The organism is Streptomyces sp. NPDC005004 (assembly GCF_053600675.1).
The window spans coordinates 15,017-38,308 of sequence record NZ_JBSGAH010000034.1; the positions used below are offsets into that span (position 1 = coordinate 15,017).

24 protein-coding genes are annotated in these 23,292 nt (G+C 71.4%); 14 read left to right on the top strand and 10 right to left on the bottom strand.

Features of this window, described 5'->3' with window-relative positions; all coding sequences use genetic code 11:
• Nucleotides 1–4 precede the first annotated feature (4 nt).
• Both fabI and ACWEEU_RS29575 read left to right on the top strand, forming a co-directional pair.
• The gene (gene fabI, locus ACWEEU_RS29570) at nt 5–772 is read left to right on the top strand and encodes an enoyl-ACP reductase FabI (RefSeq protein ID WP_161182884.1); all 768 of its coding nucleotides are present in this window, start codon (nt 5–7) and stop codon (nt 770–772) included.
• Nucleotides 773–1,048: 276 nt separating this feature from the next.
• Entirely contained in the window at nt 1,049–1,396 is a 348-nt protein-coding gene (locus ACWEEU_RS29575; protein WP_385745644.1) for a hypothetical protein, read from the top strand.
• Here ACWEEU_RS29575 and ACWEEU_RS29580 read toward each other — a convergent pair.
• On the bottom strand, nt 1,374–2,066 hold the full coding sequence (locus tag ACWEEU_RS29580; protein ID WP_451736557.1) for a FadR/GntR family transcriptional regulator: 693 nt from the start codon (nt 2,064–2,066) through the stop codon (nt 1,374–1,376). The genes ACWEEU_RS29575 and ACWEEU_RS29580 overlap by 23 nt on opposite strands.
• Before the next feature lie 82 nt (nt 2,067–2,148).
• Here ACWEEU_RS29580 and ACWEEU_RS29585 point away from each other — a divergent pair, with 82 nt between their 5' ends.
• From ACWEEU_RS29585 to ACWEEU_RS29600, 4 genes are all read left to right on the top strand, one after another.
• A complete protein-coding gene (locus ACWEEU_RS29585) occupies nt 2,149–3,456 on the top strand; it encodes a CynX/NimT family MFS transporter (protein ID WP_385745640.1) in 1,308 nt (435 codons plus the stop codon).
• 48 nt (nt 3,457–3,504) lie between these two features.
• Entirely contained in the window at nt 3,505–3,624 is a 120-nt protein-coding gene (locus tag ACWEEU_RS29590) for an SGM_5486 family transporter-associated protein (protein WP_366804064.1), read from the top strand.
• Nucleotides 3,625–3,786: 162 nt separating this feature from the next.
• Nucleotides 3,787–3,993 carry a hypothetical protein gene (locus ACWEEU_RS29595; RefSeq protein WP_385745638.1) on the top strand — a complete coding sequence of 69 codons (207 nt, stop codon included), beginning with the start codon at nt 3,787–3,789 and terminating at the stop codon, nt 3,991–3,993.
• 90 nt (nt 3,994–4,083) lie between these two features.
• Nucleotides 4,084–4,602, top strand: coding sequence for a SixA phosphatase family protein (locus ACWEEU_RS29600; protein ID WP_385745636.1), 519 nt, complete (start codon nt 4,084–4,086; stop codon nt 4,600–4,602).
• Nucleotides 4,603–4,665: 63 nt separating this feature from the next.
• Here ACWEEU_RS29600 and serB read toward each other — a convergent pair whose 3' ends face one another.
• Both serB and ACWEEU_RS29610 read right to left on the bottom strand, forming a co-directional pair.
• The gene (gene serB / locus ACWEEU_RS29605) at nt 4,666–5,889 is read right to left on the bottom strand and encodes a phosphoserine phosphatase SerB (RefSeq protein ID WP_385751568.1); all 1,224 of its coding nucleotides are present in this window, start codon (nt 5,887–5,889) and stop codon (nt 4,666–4,668) included.
• An 832-nt stretch (nt 5,890–6,721) separates the two neighbouring features.
• Nucleotides 6,722–8,389, bottom strand: a complete 1,668-nt coding sequence (locus ACWEEU_RS29610) for a streptophobe family protein (protein WP_451736562.1) — start codon at nt 8,387–8,389, stop codon at nt 6,722–6,724.
• Between the two features lie 240 nt (nt 8,390–8,629).
• Here ACWEEU_RS29610 and ACWEEU_RS29615 point away from each other — a divergent pair, with 240 nt between their 5' ends.
• Nucleotides 8,630–11,215, top strand: a complete 2,586-nt coding sequence (locus ACWEEU_RS29615) for an FHA domain-containing protein (protein WP_451736565.1) — start codon at nt 8,630–8,632, stop codon at nt 11,213–11,215.
• A gap of 83 nt (nt 11,216–11,298) precedes the next feature.
• On the opposite strand, the gene ACWEEU_RS29620 is transcribed toward ACWEEU_RS29615, so the two are convergent.
• From ACWEEU_RS29620 to ACWEEU_RS29630, 3 genes are all read right to left on the bottom strand, one after another.
• Nucleotides 11,299–12,063: a transglycosylase SLT domain-containing protein gene (locus tag ACWEEU_RS29620; protein ID WP_385750539.1), complete on the bottom strand. Its 765-nt coding sequence runs from the start codon at nt 12,061–12,063 to the stop codon at nt 11,299–11,301.
• Between the two features lie 392 nt (nt 12,064–12,455).
• Entirely contained in the window at nt 12,456–13,538 is a 1,083-nt protein-coding gene (locus tag ACWEEU_RS29625; protein WP_451736568.1) for an S-adenosylmethionine:tRNA ribosyltransferase-isomerase, read from the bottom strand.
• Nucleotides 13,535–14,230, bottom strand: coding sequence for an SDR family NAD(P)-dependent oxidoreductase (locus ACWEEU_RS29630; RefSeq protein ID WP_451736571.1), 696 nt, complete (start codon nt 14,228–14,230; stop codon nt 13,535–13,537). The genes ACWEEU_RS29625 and ACWEEU_RS29630 overlap by 4 nt, the downstream gene beginning before the upstream one ends.
• Nucleotides 14,231–14,472: 242 nt before the next feature.
• Between ACWEEU_RS29630 and ACWEEU_RS29635 the strand changes: the two genes are divergently transcribed.
• From ACWEEU_RS29635 to ACWEEU_RS29645, 3 genes are all read left to right on the top strand, one after another.
• The gene (locus ACWEEU_RS29635) at nt 14,473–15,618 is read left to right on the top strand and encodes a GAF domain-containing sensor histidine kinase (protein WP_385750525.1); all 1,146 of its coding nucleotides are present in this window, start codon (nt 14,473–14,475) and stop codon (nt 15,616–15,618) included.
• A complete protein-coding gene (locus tag ACWEEU_RS29640) occupies nt 15,611–16,252 on the top strand; it encodes a response regulator (protein WP_385750522.1) in 642 nt (213 codons plus the stop codon). The genes ACWEEU_RS29635 and ACWEEU_RS29640 overlap by 8 nt, the downstream gene beginning before the upstream one ends.
• 171 nt (nt 16,253–16,423) lie before the next feature.
• Nucleotides 16,424–16,663: a chaplin gene (locus ACWEEU_RS29645; protein WP_199586644.1), complete on the top strand. Its 240-nt coding sequence runs from the start codon at nt 16,424–16,426 to the stop codon at nt 16,661–16,663.
• A gap of 73 nt (nt 16,664–16,736) precedes the next feature.
• Here ACWEEU_RS29645 and ACWEEU_RS29650 read toward each other — a convergent pair whose 3' ends face one another.
• On the bottom strand, nt 16,737–17,552 hold the full coding sequence (locus tag ACWEEU_RS29650; protein ID WP_451736575.1) for a hypothetical protein: 816 nt from the start codon (nt 17,550–17,552) through the stop codon (nt 16,737–16,739).
• Nucleotides 17,553–17,702: 150 nt separating this feature from the next.
• Between ACWEEU_RS29650 and ACWEEU_RS29655 the strand changes: the two genes are divergently transcribed.
• The 3 genes from ACWEEU_RS29655 to ACWEEU_RS29665 all read left to right on the top strand — a co-directional run bounded on the left by ACWEEU_RS29655 (nt 17,703) and on the right by ACWEEU_RS29665 (nt 20,091).
• A complete protein-coding gene (locus ACWEEU_RS29655; RefSeq protein ID WP_356098360.1) occupies nt 17,703–18,494 on the top strand; it encodes an ABC transporter ATP-binding protein in 792 nt (263 codons plus the stop codon).
• 82 nt (nt 18,495–18,576) lie between these two features.
• The gene (locus tag ACWEEU_RS29660) at nt 18,577–19,008 is read left to right on the top strand and encodes an NfeD family protein (RefSeq protein ID WP_451736578.1); all 432 of its coding nucleotides are present in this window, start codon (nt 18,577–18,579) and stop codon (nt 19,006–19,008) included.
• A 111-nt stretch (nt 19,009–19,119) separates the two neighbouring features.
• Nucleotides 19,120–20,091 carry an SPFH domain-containing protein gene (locus tag ACWEEU_RS29665; RefSeq protein ID WP_451736581.1) on the top strand — a complete coding sequence of 324 codons (972 nt, stop codon included), beginning with the start codon at nt 19,120–19,122 and terminating at the stop codon, nt 20,089–20,091.
• Nucleotides 20,092–20,172: 81 nt separating this feature from the next.
• Here ACWEEU_RS29665 and ACWEEU_RS29670 read toward each other — a convergent pair whose 3' ends face one another.
• The 3 genes from ACWEEU_RS29670 to ACWEEU_RS29680 form a co-directional block, all read right to left on the bottom strand.
• Nucleotides 20,173–20,679, bottom strand: a complete 507-nt coding sequence (locus tag ACWEEU_RS29670) for an HNH endonuclease (protein ID WP_385751481.1) — start codon at nt 20,677–20,679, stop codon at nt 20,173–20,175.
• Between the two features lie 143 nt (nt 20,680–20,822).
• Nucleotides 20,823–21,362: a YbhB/YbcL family Raf kinase inhibitor-like protein gene (locus tag ACWEEU_RS29675; protein ID WP_451736584.1), complete on the bottom strand. Its 540-nt coding sequence runs from the start codon at nt 21,360–21,362 to the stop codon at nt 20,823–20,825.
• A gap of 40 nt (nt 21,363–21,402) precedes the next feature.
• Nucleotides 21,403–22,185, bottom strand: a complete 783-nt coding sequence (locus tag ACWEEU_RS29680) for a sporulation protein (RefSeq protein ID WP_385751476.1) — start codon at nt 22,183–22,185, stop codon at nt 21,403–21,405.
• A gap of 102 nt (nt 22,186–22,287) precedes the next feature.
• Between ACWEEU_RS29680 and ACWEEU_RS29685 the strand changes: the two genes are divergently transcribed.
• Complete coding sequence (locus tag ACWEEU_RS29685) at nt 22,288–22,929, top strand: DNA-3-methyladenine glycosylase (protein WP_451736587.1); 642 nt, start codon at nt 22,288–22,290, stop codon at nt 22,927–22,929.
• The last annotated feature ends 363 nt before the right edge of the window (nt 22,930–23,292 follow it).

The following is a 23,292-nucleotide window of genomic DNA, read 5'->3' on the forward strand; positions in this document are numbered from 1 at the left end:
CACCATGAGCGGAATTCTCGAGGGCAAGCGCATCCTGGTCACGGGTGTGCTGATGGAGTCCTCCATCGCCTTCCACGTCGCCAAGCTCGCGCAGGAGCAGGGCGCCGAGATCATCCTGACCGCCTTCCCGCGGCCCACGCTGACCGAGCGCATCGCCAAGAAGCTGCCGAAGCCCGCCAAGGTCATCGAGCTGGACGTCACCAACGAGGAGCACCTCGCGCGCCTGGCCGACGTGGTCGGCGAGGAGCTGGGCGGCCTGGACGGCATCGTCCACTCCATCGGCTTCGCCCCGCAGGACGCGCTCGGCGGCAACTTCCTGAACACGCCGTTCGAGTCGGTCGCCACCGCCATGCACGTCTCCGCCTTCTCCCTGAAGGCGCTGACCATGGCGTGCCTGCCGCTGATGCAGAACGGCGGCTCGGTCGTCGGCCTCACCTTCGACGCGCAGTACGCCTGGCCGCAGTACGACTGGATGGGCCCGGCCAAGGCCGCCCTGGAGGCCACCAGCCGCTACATGGCGCGCGACCTGGGCAAGCAGAACATCCGCTGCAACCTCATCTCCGCGGGCCCGATCGGCTCCATGGCCGCCAAGTCCATCCCGGGCTTCTCCGACCTCGCCGCCGTGTGGGACACCCGCTCCCCGCTGGAGTGGGACCTCAAGGACCCGGAGCCGGCCGGCAAGGGTGTCGTCGCCCTGCTGAGCGACTGGTTCCCGAAGACCACCGGCGAGATCATCCACGTCGACGGCGGTCTGCACGCGATCGGCGCCTGAGCCGTGGCCGTGCGGTAGCCGTCGTGCCGTAGCCGTGCCGCGAGGCCCGCGTCCCGGAAGGGGTGCGGGCCTCGTCCCGTAGGGGCTGCGGCTTGCGTGCCGTAGGGGAGCGGCCGGGGCGGCGTGGGGGTCGTCACCCGCGAGAGGGACGTCCGCCCGCCCGAGCCGCGTCACTCGTCCGGCTCACCTGCCGGGCGGTACCGGCCCCCGCGCCGCACGCTCGAAGCAGGCGTTGTCCCGCCCGCCCCTCCGCAGCCCGGCCGAGGAGGTTCTTTTGTGCGCCTGTCCCGCAGTCTGGCCCCGGTGACCGCGGCCCTGGCCCTCGTCCTGTCCCTGCCGTCCGCCGAGCTCGCGCCCGCGCGCGCGGACGACTCCGCGCCCGCCCCCACCCTCTTCGGCGCCGCCTGCCGCACCTCCGTCGAGGGCTCGCACGTGGTCGCCTACTGCCACAACCCCTATGTGGACACCGACCGGGTACGCCTGCACATCGAGTGCGCGCGCTGGTGGGACATCGACACCGACAGCGCGCCCGTGGACACCGACGCGGCCATGACGGTCAAGCTGACAGGACGCTGCTGGAAGGAGATCCGCTCGGTGTGGATCAGCCACCAGAAGGTGCGCTGAACCGGCCCGCGCGGCACAGGAACGGATAGCTGGCTGCCTCCACCGCCGCCAGTTCCGCGTCGCCCAGGCGGATCGCGTCCACCAGGCGGGCGTGGTCCATGTGCGTCTCGGGGTTCAGTCCGTCGCTCACGTCCGCGCGCAGCCAGTCGCGCAGCACCTCGCCGAGGTCGGCGTACATCGCCGTCATCACGTCGTTGTGCGAGGCCGCCACCACGGCCAGATGGAAGGTCGCGTCGGCCGCCACGAACGCCTCCGCCTCCCCTGCCTCCCACGCCTCCTCGCGCTTGCCCAGGAGCGCGTCGAGCTGCTTGAGGTCCTTCTCGGTGCGCCGCCCGGCCGCCAGCCGCGCCGCCGCCGACTCCAGCGTGGACCGCAGCTCCGCGATGTGCCGGGGATCGGCGTCCGCGAACCTGCGGTGCATCACCCCGGCCAGCTCGCTGGTCGCCACGACGTACGTCCCGGAACCCTGGCGGATGTCCAGCAGACCGTTGTGCGCGAGCGCGCGGACCGCCTCGCGGACGGTGTTGCGGGCGACACCGAGCTGCTCGACCAACTCGGGCTCGGTCGGGATGCGCGAGCCGACCGGCCACTCGCCGGAGGCGATCTGGTTCCGCAGCTCGGCGATGACCTGCTCGGACAGCGCCGAACGACGGGGGTGAGTCAGGGGCATGGCACACCTTCGCACGCGAACCCGGGGTGCGGCCGCTCCGGGGATGGACAACCAATCATCCCATGATTCTATGATGGGTCTCATGGCGAGTGAAGAAACCGGGACCGTGACCACCCGTACGGAGACGCCGGTGGCCGCGCGCGACACGGCCGGACAGAACGTGTCGTCCCCGCGCGCGTGGGTGACGCGACTGCTGGTCGTCGGCATCGTGCTGTCCGCGCTGAACCTGCGCCCGGCCATCACGAGCCTCGGCGCCCTCCTGGAGGAGGTCCGCGACGGGCTCGGCATGAGCGGCAGCGTGGCGGGCCTGCTGACCTCGGTACCCCCGCTGTGCTTCGCGGTCTTCGGCGCCACCGCGCCCCGACTGGCCCGCCGCTTCGGCCTGGGCGCCGTGGTCTGCGCGGGCATGACCGCCATCACCGCGGGACTCCTGATACGCCCCTTCGCCGGCAGCACCCCCGGCTTCCTCGCCGCCAGCGCGCTGGCCCTCATGGGCATCGCCGTGAGCAACGTCCTGATGCCGGTCATCGTCAAGCGCTGGTTCCCGGACCGGGTGGGCTCCATGACGGGCCTGTACTCCATGGCGCTCGCCGCGGGCACGGCGGTGGCTGCGGCGGTCGCGGTCCCGCTGGCCCACGCGCTCGGCGGCTGGCAGCCGGGCCTGGCGATCTGGGCGGCACTGGCGGGCGCGGCGATCCTGCCGTGGCTGCCGCTGGTCCGGAAGCGGGAGGAGGGCGCACGCGCCGGTGCCCGCGAGGGAGCTGCTCCGCAGGCGCCGAGCCCCGCAGCGCAGCAGCACGCGCCCCTCCGGATCGCCCGCAGCCGTACCGCCTGGGCGCTCGCGGTGTTCTTCGGGCTGCAGGCGACCGGTGCGTACATCACGATGGGCTGGATGCCGCAGATCTTCCGGGACGCGGGCGTACCGGCGAGCACGGCGGGCGTCCTGCTCGCGGTCACCATGGTGATGGGCGTGCCCCTGGCCTTCGTCATCCCGAGGGTCGCCGCCCGGCTGCCCCACCAGGGCCCCATCGTGCTGACCCTGGGCGCGTGCGGTCTCGCGGGCTACGCCGGTCTCTACCTCGCGCCCGCCTCCGGCGCCTGGGCGTGGGCCCTGCTGCTCGGCGTCTCCAACTGCGCGTTCCCGCTCGCGCTGACCATGGTCGGCATGAGGGCGCGCAGCGGTGCGGGTGTGGCCCAGTTGTCCGCGTTCGCGCAGAGCACCGGCTATCTGATCTCGATCCCGGGCCCGCTGCTGGTCGGCGTGCTCTACCAGCGCAGCGGCGGGTGGGGCGTGCCGCTCGCCCTGATGGCGGGCCTCATGGTGCCGCAGATGATCGTCGGCGTCCTCGCGGGCCGCGACCGCACCGTGGAGGACGAGGCGGCACGCTGAGCCGCCCCCGCCGGACCCGTACCGGACGAAGGGTGCGAGACTGACGCCATGCAGCCTGTGCTCGACCCGAACCCGAAGAACGGCCAGAAGAAGATGCTCCTCGTCTTCGGCTCGTTCCTCGCCGTATTCGTGATCATCGCCGTCATCGCGACGATCGCCTCGCCCTGAGTCCCGCCCGGAGGTGGGGTCTACCCCCCATCCCCTAGGGGACAGGACTCAGGGTGAAGTGGGTGGCTTTCCCGATGGGCCCACGGACGGTGTTTCCGTACCTTCGAAGTGTGCCGCGACGCGGGGTCGTGGCACCCGCAGCGAAGACCGACGGAGGCGAGCATGTCCGTCCGCACCCACCCTCGGCCCCACCCGGCGACCACGGGCGCCGACGGCACGCGTCTGCCCTGGTGGGCCCTGGCCCTGCCCGTCCTGGCCTTCACCCTTCTGTTCGCGCTGATATTGAACCCGTCCGACGCCCACGCGGCCACTGGTGAACCCGTGATCGCCCATCTCGTCGAACGGATACGCACACTCCTCGTACGGTGAGACCACGGTGTGCGAGACCTTCGCTCGTACGGTGAATCCGCATGTCAACTCCCTGCGCCAGGGCGCATCTTTCGTGCGAAGCTGGGTGCCATGAGCGTCGCTGAACCCCGCAGGATCGTCCTCTTCCGCCATGCGAAAGCCGACTGGCCCGAGGTTTCCGACCACGAGCGCCCGCTTGCCGAGCGGGGCCGTACGGACGCCGCGGTCGCGGGCAGCAGACTGGCCGACACCGGCCTCGCCTTCGATCTGGCCGTCTGCTCCACCGCCGTGCGGACCCGCGAGACGTGGAAGCTCGCCGTCCACGAGCTGGCACACCGGCCGAGGACGGTCTACGAGGACCGGGTCTACAACGCCTCGCCCGGCGAGCTGATCGCCGTGCTGAACGAGACCCCGGACGACGTGCGCACGCTGATCCTCATCGGCCACAACCCCGGCATCCACCACCTCGCCGACCTCCTGGCCGGCTCCTCGGAGGGCGACGCCCGCGAGCGCATGAACCGCCGCGGCTTCCCGGCCGCCGGCTTCGCGGTGCTGTCGTACGACGGCGACTGGAAGAACCTGGAACCGGGCAAGGCCACGCTGACCGAGTACTGGGCCCCGTCGGAGTGACGAGGAACCGGGAAGGGGGCCTGCGCCGCGAGCGGCGCAGGCCCCCTTCCCATGCTCTGGGTGCTAGTCCTCGTCGTGGGTCTCGGCGGCCTCGACCTCTTCACGGGTGATGCCGAGGAGGTAGAGGACGGTGTCGAGGAAGGGGACGTTCACGGCGGTGTGCGCGGCCTCGCGGACGACGGGCTTGGCGTTGAAGGCGACGCCGAGCCCGGCGGCGTTCAGCATGTCGAGGTCGTTGGCGCCGTCACCGATGGCCACGGTCTGCGCCAGCGGCACGCCCGCCTCGGCGGCGAACCGGCGCAGCAGCCGCGCCTTGCCCGCACGGTCCACGATCTCCCCGGTGACCCGCCCGGTCAGCTTGCCGTCCTCGATCTCCAGCGTGTTGGCCTGGGCGAAGTCCAGTCCGAGCCGTTCCTTCAGATCATCGGTGACCTGGGTGAACCCGCCGGAGACGACGCCGACCTGATAACCGAGCCGCTTCAGCGTGCGGATCAAGGTCCGCGCCCCGGGGGTGAGCCGCACCTGATCCCGCACCTTGTCCACGACCGAGGCGTCCAGCCCCTTCAGCAGCGCGACCCGGGCGTGCAGCGACTGCTCGAAGTCCAGTTCCCCCCGCATCGCGGCGGCGGTCACCTCGGCCACCTCGGCCTCGCACCCCGCGTGCGCCGCGAAGAGCTCGATGACCTCGTCCTGGATCAACGTGGAGTCCACATCCATCACCACGAGCCGCTGCGCCCGCCGATACAGCCCCGCCGACACCACGGCGATGTCGACACCGAGTGCCCCCGCACTCGCGGCGAGCGCACTCCGCAGTGACCCGGTCTCCACACCGGAGACGGCGAACTCGACAGCGGTGACGGGGTACTTGGCCAGCCGGAAAATCCGGTCGATGTTCCCCCCGGCCTGCGCTATCCGCGCGGCGATGGCGGCGGTGGACTCGGCGGTCAACGGATGCCCGAGCACGGTCACCAGCGACCGCCCGACCCCCCGGGGCCGGTTGTCCCCATGCCCGGAGATGATCTCGGCCTGCATCTTCATCGACTCGGCCCAGCTGTGCACGGTGGCCCGCAGATCCCCCTCAAGCCCCACCGGCGGCGCCGACACCAGCGCACACAGCACCAGCCGTCCCCGCGTGACAACCTGCTCGATATCAACCACATCGACCCGAAACGCGGCCAACGTGTCAAACAGCCCGGCCGTGATCCCGGGCCGGTCCTTCCCGAATATCTTCACCAGCAGAGTCGGGTCGTCAACAGCCTGCAAAGCGGCATTCTGCGTAGCGCTCATGGTCCCCCCACCGTATCCGGCACCCGTGGCCCCCCGCCTCCGGGTCCACCACCCGGACCCCCGCCGCGTCGCTCCGCGAGGGCCAAGCGGAGGCGGCGACCTCCGGCACCGGACGGCGGGCACAGGATGCTGCACGAAAGACCAGGAGCCCGTGGACGCGCCACGCACCCACAGACGACGTCGACGGATTCCCCTGGCCCCCGGCGGAGCAACCGCACCCGCACGCGGGATCGCGACCGGGCGCCGCTCACCCACCCCCTCCTGAAACGACGGACGCCGCCCACCCAGCCCCTCCCCGAAACGGCGCTGCGGCGGCGCAGGGCGGAGGCGGAGGGGGCAGGCGAGGGGGCCGCTCCTGAAGCGAGCACGCACGCCCCGCACCCGGCACCCCGACAGGGCGCCGCCCACCCAGCCCCTCCCCGAAACGGCGCTGCGGCGGCGCAGGGCGGAGGCGGAGGGGGCAGGCGAGGGGTCCGCTCCGCGAAGCGAGCACGCACGCCTCGCACCCGGCACAGCGACAGGGCGCCGCCCACCCAGCCCCTCCCCGAAACGGCGATGCGGCGGCGCAGGGCGGAGGCGGAGGGGGCAGGCGAGGGGTCCGCTCCTGAAGCGAGCACGCACGCCTCGCACCCGGCACAGCGACAGGGCGCCGCCCCCCAGCCCCTCCCCGAAACGGCGCTGCGGCCGCGTACGGCGGTGAGGGGACGTGGCGGGGGGTGTCCGCCCGCAGCGGCCGGCGAGAACGCAGGGCGCCTGTGTCGGCGGGGAGGGCGCCGGACCGAGGACGGATACCCCCCGCCGCGGCCCCGCCCCCACCCGAACCGAGGGCGCGTCAGCCACCCGGCTCCCGAGGCGGTGGAGGCGGCGGAACCTGATCGGACGGCCCCGGGGACCGACGCCGACGCCGAGGCGGAGGCGGAGGGGGAGGCGGAAGCGTAGGGCTGGCAACCGTAGGCGCCCCGGACACGTCGTCACCCCCACCAGACCCCGCCGGCGCCCCCGGCAACCGGAGATACGGATTCGTATCAGGGTTGGGCGCCCGATAGGGCGGACTGGGCGAGTAGGGCCCGCCCACCGCACCCCGCCCCCCGTACCGAGCCGTCCCACACACAGGCCCGGCACCCCCGGCACCCCCGTCACCCCCGGCACTAGCCACCACCCCCCGACGCCCCCCAACCAACGCCGCCCCCAAAGCCCCGGCCCCCGCCCCCCACAAAACCCCGGCCAACACCGCGACACCCACCCGCCCATGCGACTCCACCCCCGTGCCGAAGGCATCGAACCCCAGCACCGAGACGGACGCATCCACAGACGTACCGGTGAGCCGGACGAGCAACGGCAACGCCACCCCCGTAGCGACCCCGAGCCGCACCGCACACCACAGGACCAGGCGCCCCGAACCTCCCGGAGGAGTACGCACCGCCGTGAGAACCCCCGCCGCCACCATCAACAGCGCCGCCCCCACGGAGAGCAACCACACCCGCCCGTCCAGCTCGGCCAGCCGCCCCACGGTGACGGGCCGCCCGGAAGCGCCGGTCAGAAACTGGTCGACCGGATGCGGAAGCACCCCCCGCAGGACCCCGCTCGCCCGCCCGTCCCAGGGCACGAACAACCCCAACGGCACAGCGACCCAGGCCCCGTTGGGCGCCCCCAGCAGCGCCGCTCCCACGACCCGCCCCGGATGATCGTCCCCGACCGCCGCGTAACCGGCAGCCGCGACGCCCGCCACGACCGCCACCAGCAACACGGTGACGACAGCCGACACCGCCGGCCGTACTACCCGCCGCACCACTCCCCGCACGACGTCCCACCCCGCGGGCAGCGGAGTGCGGCGGGACGCGAGCAACGCGACGGCAAGTACACCGGCACACCACCCCAGCCCACCGAACAGCGTAGGAACGACGTCCACCACGAACCGGATCGCCAGGTCGGCGTGCGCCAGATCCGCCACCCGATCCGACACGAGCCCCCCGAGCCACCCCCCGCCCCCCGAGACGCGACGCAGCCCCACCGCACCGCCATCCAGCGTGACAACCCCCCGCCCCACCCACGAGAGTCCCAGCACCCCGGCACCGAAGAGCCCCACCAACACAGCCGCCCGCAAGACCAGTTCACGCCCGGAGCCCGCACTCCCCACCAACCGCAGGGACCGCAGGAAGAACCACCCGAGCACCAGCGCCCCGACCAGACTCACCCCCAACGGCGTTGCCTGAAAGGCGACATGTGCCTCGGCTCCCTTCATCCCGAAGGCGGAAACGTCCACGGACGGGGAGACGGAACCCCCCACCGCGAGCGCCACGACCGCCGCGGCAAGCGCCCCCAACGACCCCCGGGCATCCGCCCCGACGAGATGCAGCCCGAGCGCGGCCGTACCACCCATCCCCACGACCGCCCACCCGACCCCCGCGACAGCGGAGAGAACCGCATCCCCCCAGGGCAACGAACGCCTCTGCCTGACACCGCCGTTGACCTCATCCGGCAGAGAACCCACAGAACCCACGCCAGCCCCCAGCCATCAGCCCCAGCCCCGGACCAGCCCAGCCCCCGGACCCCCGATCCGCCGGAGGCACCCGGTCGGGATTACCACTTTCCGACCCGTTTTCCACCCCGTCAACGGCGCGAGCCGACCCGGTCGGATTGGGACGACAGCCCTCCGCCTGGAATAGTTCCCCACGATGTTCGACATCCCTAAACTCCCTGTGTCGGGGGTAATTCGGGGGACAACTCAGTGGGGCATGGAGTGCCGGAACTCGTACTGGAATCAAACGGACGGACCTGGACGCTCGATCCGTCCAGGTCCTACGCCCTCGGACGTGATCCGCGGGGCGACATCGTCTTCGACGACGCCAGGGTCTCCTGGCGGCACGCCACGGTCCGTTTCGACGGCCAGGGCTGGGTCATCGAGGACCACGGCAGCACCAACGGCACGTTCGTACAGGGCCGTCGGATCAGCCAGGCGCAGCTCGGAGCCGGTTCGGCGGTGCACCTCGGCAACGCGACCGACGGCCCGCGGGTGAACCTCTCGGGGGGACAGCAGCCGCACCAGGCCCATCAGGCCCACCATGCGCTGCCGACGCAGGCGGTGCCACAGGTGCAGCAGGGAGCACCGTACGCCGCACAGGGCGCGGGCGCCTGGGGTCAGGGCCCACAGCAGGCCCCGCAGCCCCAGCCCGGCGCCGAGACGGACTGGCAGGGGACCCACCAGCCCGTCCACCCGTCCGGCCAGATCCCGCACCAGCAGCACCACGCCCCCGACCCGGCGTCGGCGTCCGTCGACAAGACCCCCGCCGAGCCGGTCTACGGCGACCGCAGCCCCACCACGTTCCACCAGTTCGCGCTCGGCCGTGTCATGCGCATCGGCCGCTCGCTGGACAACGACCTGGTCGTCTCCGACCTCCAGGTCTCCCGGCACCACGCCGAGTTCCAGACGACGCCCGAGGGCCGCTTCGAGATCCGCGACCTCGGCTCGCACAACGGCACGTACGTCAACGGCCAGCCGATCGGCAAGGGTGGCACCGCGCTGCTCGGCCCGGACGACATCGTCGGTGTCGGTCACTCCACGTTCCGGATCGTCGGCGACCGCCTCGAGGAGTTCGTCGACACCGGTGAGGTCTCCTTCTCGGCCCGCCACCTCACCGTGACGGTCGACGGCGGCAAGCAGATCCTGAAGGACGTGTCCTTCGGCGCCCCGGAGAAGTCGCTGATCGCGGTCATCGGCCCGTCGGGCTCCGGCAAGTCCACGCTGCTCAAGGCGCTGACCGGCTACCGGCCCGCCAACGAGGGCGAGGTGCTGTACGACAGCCGTAACCTCTACAAGCAGTTCGCCGAGCTGCGCCAGCGCATCGGCCTGGTCCCGCAGGACGACATCCTGCACAAGGAGCTGACCGTCCGGAAGGCCCTGAAGTACGCGGCCAAGCTCCGCTTCCCGGCCGACACCACGCCCGCCGAGCGCGACTCCCGCATCGACGAGGTGCTGCGCGAGCTGAAGCTGGACGTGCACAAGGACAAGAAGGTCACCTCCCTGTCCGGCGGCCAGCGCAAGCGCGTCTCGGTGGCCCTGGAGCTGCTGACCAAGCCGTCGCTGATCTTCCTGGACGAGCCGACCTCGGGCCTGGACCCGGGCATGGACCGCGACGTCATGCAGTTGCTGCGCGGCCTCGCGGACGACGGCCGCACCGTCCTGGTCGTCACGCACTCGGTGGCCGAGCTGGCGCTGTGCGACAAGCTCCTGGTGATGGCGCCGGGCGGCGCGGTCGCCTACTTCGGCCCGCCGGAGGAGGCGCTGAACTTCTTCGGCTACGAAAGCTGGGCCGACGTCTTCTCCGCCTTCGAGAACTACCGCGACTACGACTGGGCGGGCCGCTGGAAGGGCTCGCAGCACTACCAGATGTACGCCGCCGACATCGACGCGGTGGCCCCGCAGTCCGTAGCGGTGCCGAAGTCAAAGGCGGCCAAGCCGGCCAAGCCGCAGAGCTGGGGCTCGCAGTTGCTGACGTTGGTGCGGCGGTACGTCGCGGTCATCGTCTCCGACAAGGGCTTCCTGGCCCTGACGGTGCTGTTGCCCGCCGTGCTCGGCGCGGTCAGCCTGTTGATCGACCACGGCAAGGGTCTGCTGGTCAACCCGGTCAACAAGGAGGGCATCCACGTTCCGAACGGCACGGCGACGACCGTGCTGCTGATCCTCGCGGTGGGCGCCTGCTTCGCGGGCGCGGCGAACTCGGTCCGTGAGCTGATCAAGGAGCGGGTGATCTACGAGCGTGAGCGCGCGACCGGTCTGTCCCGCTCGGCCTATCTGATGTCCAAGGTGGTCGTGCTCGGCGCGGTCACGATGCTCCAGGGCCTGATGGTCGGCCTGATCGGCTTCTCCAGCCGGGAGATCCCCGAGCGCGGAGTGGTGCTCGGCGGCTCGACGCTGCTCGAGTTGTGTCTGCCGGTGATGGCGCTCGGCTTCACGTCGATGATGTTCGGCCTGGTCATTTCCTCGCTGGTGAAGACCTCTGAGAAGACCATGCCGTTGCTGGTGATGTTCGCGATCGTCCAGGTCGTGTTCACCGGCTGCCTCTTCGCCCTGCACGGCACCCCGGGGGTGAACGAGTTCTCGTACCTGATGCCCTCGCGCTGGGCGGTGGCGGCCGCGGGCGCCACGCTGGACTTCAACAACATCGCGCCCAACACCGACGACCCGACCAGCACGGATCCGCTGTGGAACCACACGGCGGGGGCCTGGACGCTGGACATGGTGGCGCTGATCGTGCTCGGCGTGCTGTGCGGCTTCCTCGTCTCGCGTTTCCTGCGGCGGCACGAGCCCGAGGTCATGCGCAAGTAGCGGCCCCGTGAGCTGCGAGAAGGGCGGCATCCCCCGGCGTAGGGGTGCCGCCCTTCGGCGTGTCTCAGAGGTCCGCGCCGGCCTCAGTACGCGCTGTTGACGTTGTCGATCGTGCCGTACCGGTGCGCCGCGTAGTTGGCGGCGGCGGTGATGTTGGCGACCGGGTCGTAGATGTTCCACGAGGTACCGGACACGTGGTACGTGTTGAACGTCGGCGGGATCACCTGGAGCAGACCCTTGGAGGGGATGCCGTTGATCGCGTTGATGTCCCAGTTGTTGATGGCACGCGGGTTGCCGGAGGACTCACGCATGATGTTGCGGTGCAGGCCGCTGTAGCTGCCCGGGATGCCCTTGGAGTGCATGATGTCGAGCGAGTGGCGGATCCACCCGTCGAGGTTGTTCGCGTAGGTGCGCGCGGCGACGGTCTCCATCTGCGGGCGCTCGGCGGAGCGGCTCGCGGCCTTCTTCGCGGAACGGGCGGCGGCGGCCTTGCGGGCGGCGTCGGCGGCGGCCTTCTTCTTCGCGGCGGCGTCGGCGGAGCGCTTCTTGGCGGCGGTGTCGGCCTCGGCCTTCGCCTTGGCGGCGATCGCGTCGAGCTTGACCTGCTGGTCGGCGGCCGGGTCGGTGAACGTGCTCTTCAGGTCCTGGACCCGGGAGTGCTCGGCGGCGACCTGGGTGTGCGCGGCCGGGACGCCGGTGGCGACGGCCGTGCTGCCACCGGGGACGGCGGCGAAGGCGATGGCGGCGGCACCCAGGGTGCTCACGCCGGCGACGGCGATCTTGCGCTGCTTGTCGAGCGCGTTGAACTTGCTCACCTTGGCCGAGGCGAAGGCGCCGAGCTTGTTCATGGAACGACTGAGACGATCGGTGTCGAAAACGTTCTGGGGCATGGCTGATGGACCTCTTCGAGTAAGCGCGGAGGTCGCTCCTGCGTCCGCCGGAGGAATCGGCTCCTCCCGCACGAACGCCGCGGGGGAACCCGCGGCGCTGAGCGACGAGAGCAATTCTTAGCGGCCGCAAAATGCCATGGCAACGATGTGATGTACGACCCTGGATAGTGGATCAGGTAAGGGCAAATCGGGACAGATTGGAGCATCTGTCCCGTTCACCGTGGGATACCTTGTCTCCTATGTCCGTTCGTACGTGATGTGCGCCCTATGCGAGGGCTCACACCGGTAACGACCCCTTCTCACTCGGCGTCGCCGGTGAGGTGCTTTGCGTAAGCACTCGTTTGTGAGTGTCAGTCGGGAAGGAGGAGGTGCACGTCCCCGAACTCGTGCCAGAGGTACCGCTCGCGCACCGCCTCGGCGTACGCCCGGTCCACCGCCGCCCGCCCCGCCACGGCCCGGAGCATCAGCAGATGCGAGGCCTCCGGCTCGTGCAGCCCGGTCAGCAGCCCGTCCACCACCCGCACCCCGCGCTCCGGCGTGACCACCAGATCCGTCCAGCCCCCGGCCGCCCGCACCTCTCCGTCGGACCCGGCGGCCGACTCCACGGCCCGCACCGCCGTCGTCCCCACCGCGATCACCCGCCCGCCGCCGGCCCGCGCCGCCCCGATCAGCCGCGCCGACGCCTCCGGCACCGCGAACCGCTCCGGATACGGCGGTTCGTGCGCCTCCGCCGACGCCACCCCGGTGTGCAGCGTCACCGGCGCCAGCCACACCCCCCGGCTCACCAGCTCCGCCACCGCGCCCGCCGTGAACGGCCGCGCCGCGCTCGGCATCTCCGCACTGCCCGCCCCGTCGGCCGACGGCAGCGCGAACACCGTCTGGTACGCCGCGAGCGGCTGGTCCCGCGTTGTATAGGAGTAGCGGATGGGACGCCCGTGCTCGCCCAGCACCCGGGGCACCGGCGCCCCCGACACCCGCGCCCACCACAGCCGCCCGCCGTCCCCTTCCCCGTCCCGGGCCAGCGGCTCCTCCAGGACGAGCAGTGTTCCGCCCGGCAGCCGCACCTCTGTCCGCGCGGGCCCGCCCGCCCGCACGCGCGTGGTGCCCCGCCCGTCCGGCTCCCGCAGCTCGACGGCCCACCGCCCGTCGTCACCCCGGGTCGAGAAGTGCACCACCACCGGCCCGGACCCGGTCCGCCCGTCCACCGCCGCGGCCAGCGTGGCCGAGGTGTTCACCACCAGCACGTCACCGGCCCGCAGCAGCCGGGGCAGCTCCCGGAAAGCGTGGTGCGTCACCTCCGAACCGCGCGAGAGCAGCAGCCGTACGGAATCCCGGCCGCGCCCGGGGCCCCGCTGCTCGGCCGGCACCCGTGCCGACAGCTCCCGGGGCACCTTCCACGCGTACATAGGGGAGAGGGACACGGCCGGCCTCATCGCCGCTCCAGCAGCGCACCGGCGGTGTACCGCCCGCTCGCCGGCCGCTCCTCCAGCAGCCGCAGGAAGGCGGGCACCACGCTCTCGGGCGCGGGCCGCGGAGCGTCGTCCAGGGGTACGGCAGCCGCGTACAGCTCGGTCGCCATGTCGCCCGGGTCCACCGCCCACACCCGCAGCCCCGGCTCCTCCTCGGCGAGCACCGCCGCGAGATGGTCGAGGGCGGCCTTCGAGGCGCCGTAGCCGCCCCAGGTGGGGTATGCCTCCACCGCCGCGTCCGAGCTGACCGTGATCACGGCGCCCGCCCGCGACGCGCGCAGCGCGGGCAGCGACTCCCGCACCAGGCCCAGCGCGGCGACCGTGTTCACCTCCAGCGCCCGCCGCAGCCCGTCCAGCGGCAGCTCGGCCAGCCCCACCAGCGGCTCGGCGCCCAACGCGCTCGCGTTGCTCACCAGCAGGTCCGGACCGCCCAGCCCGCGCGCCGCCGCCACCAGCGCGGCCCGGTGCCCGGCGTCCGTGACATCCCCGGCGAGTGCCACCACCCGCGCGCCGTGCCCGGCGACCGACCCGGCGGCCTCCTTCAGCGCCCCCTCGCCCCGCGCGTCCAGCACCAGATCCCAGCCCCGCGCGGCCAGCGCCTCCGCCAGCGCCCGGCCCAGCCCCTTCGACGCCCCCGTGATGATCGCGACAGCCATCCTCGTCATCCCCTCGGCTCACCCTCGACCGCCCCCGCGGGCGGTGACCTCAACCTAGGAACGGCCCGCCCCCGCCCACCTCGGCCTGCGGCCCCGACCCGCGCGGTCCCTTCGCCGTACGTCCGGGGCCCGACCCGGACCCCGGGCCCGGCGCCCTACGCCCCAGGCCCTACGTCCAGCGACCCGGACGGCGGGTCACCCGGCCGATCCGCCCCGGCGCAGCCCGCCGGTACCGTGAGGACATGAGCTACGGCCCCCGGTCCGGCCTCGCCGCGGTGAGTTCCGCGCTGCTGGCCATGAGCAGACACCTGGAGGTGCGCGACGTCCTCAAGACGATCGTGGCCTCCGCACGTGAGCTGCTGGACGCCCAGTACGCCGCCCTCGGCGTCCCCGACGACCACGGCGGATTCGCCCAGTTCGTCGTGGACGGGGTGAGCGACGAGCAGTGGAAGGCGATCGGCCCGCTGCCCCGCCAGCACGGCGTGCTCGCGGCGATGCTCCGGGAGGCCCGCCCCGAGCGGCTGGCGGACGTACGGCAGGACCCCCGGTTCGAGGGCTGGCCCGACGCCCACCCCGAACTGGCCGACTTCCTCGGCCTGCCCATCCGCGACGGCGACGAGGTCATCGGCGCCCTCTTCCTCGCCAACAAGAACTGCCAGAAGCCGGAGGGAAGTTGCGGCTTCACCGCCGAGGACGAGGAACTGCTCCGCATCCTCGCCCAGCACGCCGCCATCGCCCTCACCAACGCCCGCCTCCACGAACGCAGCCGTGAGTTGACCATCGCCGAGGAACGCTCCCGCCTCGCCCACGAACTCCACGACGCCGTCAGCCAGAAGCTCTTCTCGCTCCGTCTGACCGCCCAGGCCGCCACCGCCCTCGTGGACCGCGACCCCGCCCGCGCCAAGGAGGAGCTGCACCAGGTCGCCGCCCTCGCCGCCGAAGCGGCCGACGAACTGCGCGCGGCCGTAGTCGAGTTGCGCCCCGCCGCGCTGGACGAGGACGGCCTCGTCGCCACCCTCCGCACCCAGGTCCAGGTCCTCGACCGCGCCCACAGCGCCCGCGTCACCTTCACGGGCCACGGCATCCGCGCCCTGCCCGCCGCGCAGGAGGAAGCCCTGCTCCGGGTCGCCCAGGAGGCCCTGCACAACGCCCTGCGCCACTCCGGCGCCGCCCATGTCGAGGTGAGCGTGACCCGGCACGGTCACGGCGCCGTCCTGCGCGTCACCGACGACGGCGAGGGCTTCGACCCCACGGCAGTCCGTCGCGCCGGACGCCATCTGGGCCTCGTCTCCATGCGGGACCGCGCGAGCGGGGTCGGCGGCACGCTGACCGTGGAATCGGCGCCCGGCAAGGGCACCGCGATCGAGATGGAGGTGCCCGGTGGCTGACCCGATCAAAGTGCTTCTCGTCGACGACCACCAGGTCGTCCGCCGGGGCCTGCGCACCTTCCTGGAGGTGCAGGACGACATCGAGGTCGTCGGGGAGGCGGCCGACGGCGCCGAAGGTGTCGCCCTGGCCGAGGAGTTGCGCCCCGAGATCGTCCTCATGGACGTCAAGATGCCGGGCACCGACGGCATCGAGGCGCTGCGCCGGCTCCGCGAACTCGCGAACCCCGCGCGGGTGTTGATCGTCACCAGCTTCACCGAGCGGCGTACGGTCGTCCCCGCCCTGCGCGCGGGCGCCGCCGGGTACGTCTACAAGGACGTGGACCCCGACGCCCTCGCCGCCGCCATCCGCTCCGTACATGCCGGACACGTCCTGCTCCAGGCCGAGGTCGCCGACGCGCTGCTCTCCCAGGAAGAGACCAACCCCGGCCAGGGCAGGGGCGGTTCACTCACCGAACGGGAGCGCGAGGTGCTCGGTCTGATAGCCGACGGACGCTCCAACCGCGAGATCGCCCGCGCCCTCGTCCTGTCCGAGAAGACCGTCAAGACGCACGTCTCCAACATCCTGATGAAACTCGACCTGGCCGACCGCACCCAGGCCGCACTGTGGGCGGTACGTCACGGTGTGACCGGCTGAGACGCCGTCAATTCCCGCCCTACGAACGGCGATCCGAAAGGTCACCGTCCGATCCGAGATTCATACCGTCGTGGGAATGTCACCCGTACGGCGCAACCTCGTCCCGCCCCCGCCGTTCTCCAGTGCGTGCCGCGGCGAACCGCCGCGGCGAATGCCAAGGAGGGGTTGGACATGAAGAACCTGAAGAAGGTCGCGGCCGTGACGATGGTGACCGGCGGACTGATCGCGGCGGGCGCGGGCATGGCCTCCGCCAGCAGCGGCGCCGCCGGCGCGGCCACGGGCTCGCCGGGCGTCGTCTCCGGCAACGTCATCCAGGCGCCGGTGCACGTCCCGGTGAACGTCGTCGGCAACACCGTCGACGTCATCGGCCTGCTGAACCCGGCCTTCGGCAACACGGGCATCAACGGCTGACGCGCCCCCACAGACCCGCAGGGCCCCCGGCACCCCCACCGGGGGCCCTGCGTCCGTCCCGAATCCGGGCGGCTCAGCGCGCCCGCTCCTCCACCACCGAGTTGTACGCCGCCACCCGCGCCCGCCGCGCCGTCCGCTCCACAGGGCGCAGCGCGGCCGACCGTGCCGCCATCTCCGAGGCGCTCACCGCACCCCCGTGCCCGCCCCCGTACGCCAGGGACACCAGCAGCCCGATCCGCTCCGCCAGCTCCAGGACCCGCACCGCGCGCGGCGGATACCCCGGCGACAGCACCTCGTACCCGTGGCCGCCCGTCACCCGCACCCCCGCACGGCGCGGCGCCTCCGCCCGCGCCCGGTACGCGTCGATCGCCGCCTCGGCCACCGGACCCGACGCAGCCACGTCCAGCCGCGTCAGCACCTCCGTCGCCTCGCGCAGCGCCTCGGCCAGCTCCCGCTCCGCCTCGCCCAGCGAGGGCACGTCGGCGGGCGGCGCCTCCCGCACCGGCAGCACCTGCCAGATCACCTCGGTGTGCACGTCACCCTCGGGCCCCGCCTCGGACACCTCCGGAACCAGACCGAAGGCCGCCCCGGAACAGACCACCGCCTCCTCGGCCTCCAGCGCCCGCGCGTTGAACTCCGGCGGACCGCTCAGCCCCAGCGGATGCCCCGGCGCGGGCAGCGCCACCCGGAACCCCGTCACCCCGAGCCCTCGCAGCCGACCCAGCGCCAGCGTGAGACCGACCACGCCCTCCTCGCCCGGCAATCCCTCGACCCGGTGCACCGCGTCCCCGCCCACGACGGCGAGTACGGCGTCATCCGGGGAGACAAGTCCGGCCAAAAGGGCATTTCCCCAAGCGGCGAGGCGTCCTGAACGCGGTTCCGTGAGCATCCCCCCACCCTAAGGACCGGACCGATGGAATGGAGCACCACACTCGTGGCGTAGATTTCATATGGGCTGCGCCCATTGGCGTGGCGGCCCGAGCCACAGGCGTACGCGACAGCCGAGACCGGCCACAACGCAAGGGGAGACAACGCGCTCATGAGCGATGTTCTGGAGCTTCAGGACGTATCCGTGGTCCGTGAGGGCCGGGCTCTGGTGGACCAGGTCAACTGGTCGGTCAAGGAGGGCGAGCGCTGGGTCATCCTCGGCCCCAACGGCGCGGGCAAGACCACCCTCCTCAACGTCGCGTCCAGCTACCTCTTCCCCACCAAGGGCACCAGCACCATCCTCGGCGAGACCCTCGGCAAGGTCGACGTCTTCGAGCTGCGCCCCCGCATCGGCGTGGCGGGCATCGCCATGGCCGAGAAGATCTCCAAGAGCCAGACCGTCCTGCAGACCGTCCTCACCGCCGCCTACGGCATGACCGCCGGCTGGCACGAGGAGTACGAGGACGTCGACGAGCAGCGCGCCCGCGCCTTCCTCGACCGCCTCGGCATGAGCGACTTCCTCGACCGCCGCTTCGGCACCCTCTCCGAGGGCGAGCGCAAGCGCACCCTGATCGCCCGCGCCCTGATGACCGACCCCGAGCTGCTGCTCCTGGACGAGCCCGCCGCCGGACTCGACCTCGGTGGCCGCGAGGACCTGGTCCGCCGCCTCGGCCGGCTGGCCCGCGACCCCATCGCGCCCTCCATGATCATGGTCACCCACCATGTCGAGGAGATCGCCCCGGGCTTCACCCACGTCCTCATGATCCGCCAGGGCAAGGTCCTCACCGCGGGCCCGATCGAGCTGGAACTGACCTCCCGCAACCTCTCGCTGTGCTTCGGCCTCCCGCTCGTCGTCGAGCAGGTCGGGGACCGCTGGACCGCGCGCGGCCTGCCCCTGTCCTGATCCGTTCCCGAGCCGCTCCTGATCCGGGCGGCCCCCGTCCGCACCCTGTCGGCGGCCCGCCCCACGGCCCTACGATGAATCCGTGGACGACATCGGCGCATGGGTGTGGTGGCTCGTCGGCGCAGGGGCGCTCGGAATCCCCCTCGTGATCACCGCGATGCCCGAATTCGGCATGTTCGCGGTGGGAGCCGTGGCCGCCGCCGTCGTCGCGGGGCTCGGCTTCGGCGTGGTGATCCAGGTGCTCACCTTCGTGGTCGTCTCCGTCGCCCTCATCGCCGTCGTCCGCCCCATCGCCCTGCGCCACGACCGGCAGCGCCCCCAACTGGCCACCGGCGTCGACGCGCTGAAGGGCAAACAGGCCGTCGTCCTGGAACGGGTCGACGCCTCCGGCGGTCGCGTCAAGCTCGCCGGGGAGATCTGGTCGGCCCGCGCCCTCGACGCCTCGCGCGCCTACGAGATCGGTCAGGAGGTCGACGTCGTGGACATCGAGGGGGCCACCGCGCTCGTCATCTGATTCATCTGCCCCCGAGTTGGGCAGCGGTCTGACAGACTCGACCAGCAAGATCTTCGACAACACAAGAGATCTGCCGAGCACGTCCAGGCGGAGAGGGGTACGGGGAACACGATGGAACCGGTCATCATCGTTCTGATCATTCTGGTGGTGTTGGTCTTCATCGCCCTGATCAAGACCATCCAGGTCATCCCACAGGCCAGCGCCGCCATCGTCGAGCGCTTCGGCCGCTACACGCGGACCCTGAACGCGGGCCTGAACATCGTGGTCCCGTTCATCGACACCATCCGCAACCGCATCGACCTCCGCGAGCAGGTCGTGCCCTTCCCGCCCCAGCCGGTGATCACCCAGGACAACCTGGTCGTCAACATCGACACCGTCATCTACTACCAGGTGACCGACGCCCGGGCCGCCACCTACGAGGTCGCCAGCTACATCCAGGCGATCGAGCAGCTCACCGTCACCACGCTGCGCAACATCATCGGCGGCATGGACCTGGAGCGGACCCTCACCTCCCGCGAGGAGATCAACGCGGCCCTGCGCGGCGTCCTCGACGAGGCCACCGGCAAGTGGGGCATCCGCGTCAACCGCGTCGAGCTGAAGGCCATCGAGCCGCCCACCTCCATCCAGGACTCGATGGAGAAGCAGATGCGCGCCGACCGCGACAAGCGCGCCGCGATCCTTACCGCGGAAGGCACGCGCCAGGCCGCGATCCTCACCGCCGAGGGCGAGAAGCAGTCCCAGATCCTGCGCGCCGAGGGCGAGGCCAAGGCCGCCGCCCTGCGCGCCGAGGGCGAGGCCCAGGCGGTGCGCACGGTCTTCGAGGCCATCCACGCCGGCGACCCCGACCAGAAGCTGCTCTCCTACCAGTACCTCCAGATGCTCCCGAAGATCGCCGAGGGCGACGCCAACAAGCTCTGGATCGTCCCCAGCGAGATCGGCGACGCCCTCAAGGGCCTCTCCGGCGCCATGGGCAACTTCGGCAACTTCGGCGGGGGCGGCGGCAGCGCCGGTGGCGGCGGCTCCGTCCCCCAGCAGAACAAGGGCACCGGCACCGACCGCCGCGAGCGTCCGTCCATCGACTGACCCCCGCCCGCACGACGCCGTACGCGGCGGGGCCCGCCTTCCTCCGAAGAAGGCGGGCCCTGCTGTTTCCCATCTCAAGGCCTACGCGGCCCGCAGCGCCAGCCAGTCCGGCAGCGCGTCGAAGTCCTCGTTCCCCAGCGCGAGCAGCATCGCGTCCGCCGGCGTCGGCTCGAACGGCTCCCACAGCAACGGCATCCCCGCCTGCTCCGGAGTCCGGTCCGCCTTGCGGTGATTGTCCTCCGCGCAGGAGGCCACCGTGTTCAGCCAGGTGTCCCCACCACCCTGCGCCCGCGGCACCACGTGGTCCACCGTGCTCGCCGAGCGCCCGCAGTACGCGCACCGGTGCCGGTCCCGCACCAGCACACCCCGCCTCGACCAGGGCGCTCGTCTTCGGAACGGCACCCGTACGTATCTGCACAGCCGGATCACCCGGGGCGCGGGTATGTCGACGTCGGCGCCGCGCATCCGCAGCACGGGGTGCGCCTGCTCCACGACCGCCTTGTCCTGGAGGACCAGCACGACGGCACGGTTCAGCGTCACCGTCGACAGCGGTTCGAAGCTCGCGTTCAGGACCAAGGTGCCACGCATCAAGCCCACCTCCCGTGTGCCCGCCCACCCCCCGGCGGACGTGGATCAACTCTGGACGGGCGCGTCGAGATGGACAACGCAATAAAAAGCGCCCGCCCCTGATCACTTCCAAGACCAGGGGCGGGCAAACACGGAAGCGGGGATCAGCTCTCCGCGGGAATCTCGTACTCCCCGACGAGCTGGGCGCGCGCGATCGCGTGGAAGCGCAGATTGAAGCCGACGAAGGCCGGCGAGGCGTCCGCGTCCGGACCGAGTTTCTCCTGGTCGACGGCGTACACCGTGAACACGTAGCGATGGGGGCCGTCCCCGGGCGGCGGGGCGGCCCCGCCGAAGTCCTTGGTCCCGTAGTCGTTGCGCGCCTGAATCGCGCCCTCGGGCAGCCCGTCGAACTTCCCACTGCCGGCACCGGCCGGGAGCGACGTCACCGAGGCCGGGATGTCGAACACCACCCAGTGCCAGAACCCGCTGCCGGTCGGCGCGTCCGGGTCGAAGCAGGTCACGGCGAAGCTCTTCGTCTCCGCCGGGAACCCCTCCCAGCTCAGCTCCGGCGAGACATTCCCGTCGGAGTAGACCTGGGCGCCCTTGAGCACCCCGCCCGGCTCGACGTCCTCACTCGTCACCGTGAACGACGGCACGGGCGGATGGAAGTCATGGGGGAGCGGCCGCCGCTTGAGCTCGGTCACCTCGGTACCTCCTGATCGATTCCGTTCAGTGCCCCCGAGCCTAGAACCAGTTGCGGCGGCTGCCGACCTCGGACAGCCACTGGTTCAGGTACGCCGCCCAGTCGGTGGCGTGGAAGTCGTGCAGGCCCACCTGGAAGGAGCGGAAGGTGTCGGAGCCCTCGCTGAACAGGCCCGGCTTCTTGTCCATCTCCAGGACGACGTCCATCGCGTGCTCGTCGGCCACGAAGCTGATCTCGACCTGGTTCAGGCCCCGGTACTGCGACGGCGGGTAGAACTCGATCTCCTGGTAGAACGGCAGCCGCTGCCGGGTGCCCCGGATGTGACCGCGCTCCATGTCCGCGTTCTTGAAGCGGAAGCCGAGCTGGATGAAGGCGTCCAGGATGGCCTGCTGCGCGGGCAGCGGGTGCACGTTGATCGGGTCCAGGTCCGAGGAGTCCACCGCGCGGGCGATCTGCAGCTCGGTGGTCACCCCGATGTGCATCCCGCGCAGCTCCTGCCCGTCGATCATCGTGACCGGCGTCTCCCACGGGATCTCCAGGCCGAACGGCACCGCGTGCACCGCCCCCGCCTTCAGCTCGAAGGCACCGCCGAGCCGCACCCGCGTGAACTCGATGTCCTGCTTGTACTCCTGGTCGCCGCCCTCCACCTCGACCTTCGCCTGAAGACCGACCGACAGCCCCTCGATGTTCTGGTCCACCGAGCCGCCCTGGATGTGGACCTCGCCCTGCACGACACCACCGGGCACCACGTTGACCTCGGTCAGCACCGTCTCCACCGAGGCGCCCCCGGCCCCCAGGCTCGCGAGCAGCTTCTTGAACGCCATTTACTCTCCCCTTACGAATGGACCTTCGCCCCGTACAAACGCGATCCGGCCCCGACCGGTTCCGCCATGACGGCGACCGGGGCTGCACTACCCTCGGAGGGCATGATCACGCCACCGGACCGTACGCCACTGCCCCGGGAGTTCCTCGACCGTCCCGTCCTCGAGGTCGCCCCTGACCTCCTCGGCCGCCTCCTGGTCCGTACGACACCCGACGGTCCGATCGTCCTCCGTCTTACCGAAGTGGAGGCGTACGACGGCCCGAACGACCCCGGCTCCCACGCCTTCCGCGGCCGCACCGCCCGCAACGGCGTGATGTTCGGGCCGCCCGGGCACGCCTACGTTTACTTCACCTACGGCATGTGGCACTGCATGAACCTCGTCTGCGGCCCCGAGGGACAGGCGAGCGGGGTACTGCTCCGCGCCGGCGAGATCGTGGAAGGCGCCGAGCTGGCCCGCGAGCGCCGGCCCTCCGCCCGCAACGACAAGGAACTGGCCAAGGGTCCCGCCCGGCTCGCCACCGCCATGGACATCGACCGTTCCCTGGACGGCACCGACGTCTGCGGCCCCGAGGCCGCTCCGCTCCACCTGCTCACCGGCACTCCCGTCCCCGCAGACCAGGTGTGCAACGGTCCGAGGACGGGCGTCTCGGGCGACGGCGGTGTCCATCCCTGGCGTTACTGGGTGGACGCCGATCCCACGGTGAGCCCCTATCGCCCCCATGTACCGAGACGCAGGTCACGTTGACTCGGTCTTGGAAGGTGCGTAATGTAGCCCGAGCCGCTTGACCCGGGTACGGCGATCGCCAGTAGACGGAAGCGGCAAAACCCACTACCTACGACTTCCCCTCAGCGGGGGTCGATTCGGCGTGCCCGCATGTCCGAATTGAATCCGCAAGGGCTCGATTATGAGTCCGCGAGGGAATCGGCTAACGTAGTGAATGTCGAAAGGCCGAACGGCGAGAGCCGAAAAGCCCCGACAATCCCGCCGACCGGGAATCGGACACCGAAAAGCGTCTGATAGAGTCGGAACCGCCGGAAAGGGAAACGCGAAAGCGAGAACCTGGAAAGCACCGAGGAAATCGGATCGGAAAAAGATCTGATAGAGTCG

Excerpts from the sequence above, each read along its gene's own strand:
- ACWEEU_RS29600 (WP_385745636.1), top strand. The coding sequence starts at position 4,084 with ATGAGCGTCGCTGAACCCCGCAGGATCGTCCTCTTCCGCCATGCGAAA.
- ACWEEU_RS29685 (WP_451736587.1), top strand. The coding sequence starts at position 22,288 with ATGATCACGCCACCGGACCGTACGCCACTGCCCCGGGAGTTCCTCGAC.
- ACWEEU_RS29645 (WP_199586644.1), top strand. The coding sequence starts at position 16,424 with ATGAAGAACCTGAAGAAGGTCGCGGCCGTGACGATGGTGACCGGCGGA.
- ACWEEU_RS29630 (WP_451736571.1), bottom strand. The coding sequence starts at position 14,230 with ATGGCTGTCGCGATCATCACGGGGGCGTCGAAGGGGCTGGGCCGGGCG.
- ACWEEU_RS29650 (WP_451736575.1), bottom strand. The coding sequence starts at position 17,552 with ATGCTCACGGAACCGCGTTCAGGACGCCTCGCCGCTTGGGGAAATGCC.
- serB (WP_385751568.1), bottom strand. The coding sequence starts at position 5,889 with ATGAGCGCTACGCAGAATGCCGCTTTGCAGGCTGTTGACGACCCGACT.
- ACWEEU_RS29580 (WP_451736557.1), bottom strand. The coding sequence starts at position 2,066 with ATGCCCCTGACTCACCCCCGTCGTTCGGCGCTGTCCGAGCAGGTCATC.
- ACWEEU_RS29670 (WP_385751481.1), bottom strand. The coding sequence starts at position 20,679 with ATGCGTGGCACCTTGGTCCTGAACGCGAGCTTCGAACCGCTGTCGACG.
- ACWEEU_RS29590 (WP_366804064.1), top strand. The coding sequence starts at position 3,505 with ATGCAGCCTGTGCTCGACCCGAACCCGAAGAACGGCCAGAAGAAGATG.
- ACWEEU_RS29665 (WP_451736581.1), top strand. The coding sequence starts at position 19,120 with ATGGAACCGGTCATCATCGTTCTGATCATTCTGGTGGTGTTGGTCTTC.
- fabI (WP_161182884.1), top strand. The coding sequence starts at position 5 with ATGAGCGGAATTCTCGAGGGCAAGCGCATCCTGGTCACGGGTGTGCTG.
- ACWEEU_RS29595 (WP_385745638.1), top strand. The coding sequence starts at position 3,787 with ATGTCCGTCCGCACCCACCCTCGGCCCCACCCGGCGACCACGGGCGCC.
- ACWEEU_RS29620 (WP_385750539.1), bottom strand. The coding sequence starts at position 12,063 with ATGAACAAGCTCGGCGCCTTCGCCTCGGCCAAGGTGAGCAAGTTCAAC.
- ACWEEU_RS29625 (WP_451736568.1), bottom strand. The coding sequence starts at position 13,538 with ATGAGGCCGGCCGTGTCCCTCTCCCCTATGTACGCGTGGAAGGTGCCC.
- ACWEEU_RS29635 (WP_385750525.1), top strand. The coding sequence starts at position 14,473 with ATGAGCTACGGCCCCCGGTCCGGCCTCGCCGCGGTGAGTTCCGCGCTG.
- ACWEEU_RS29680 (WP_385751476.1), bottom strand. The coding sequence starts at position 22,185 with ATGGCGTTCAAGAAGCTGCTCGCGAGCCTGGGGGCCGGGGGCGCCTCG.
- ACWEEU_RS29585 (WP_385745640.1), top strand. The coding sequence starts at position 2,149 with ATGGCGAGTGAAGAAACCGGGACCGTGACCACCCGTACGGAGACGCCG.
- ACWEEU_RS29655 (WP_356098360.1), top strand. The coding sequence starts at position 17,703 with ATGAGCGATGTTCTGGAGCTTCAGGACGTATCCGTGGTCCGTGAGGGC.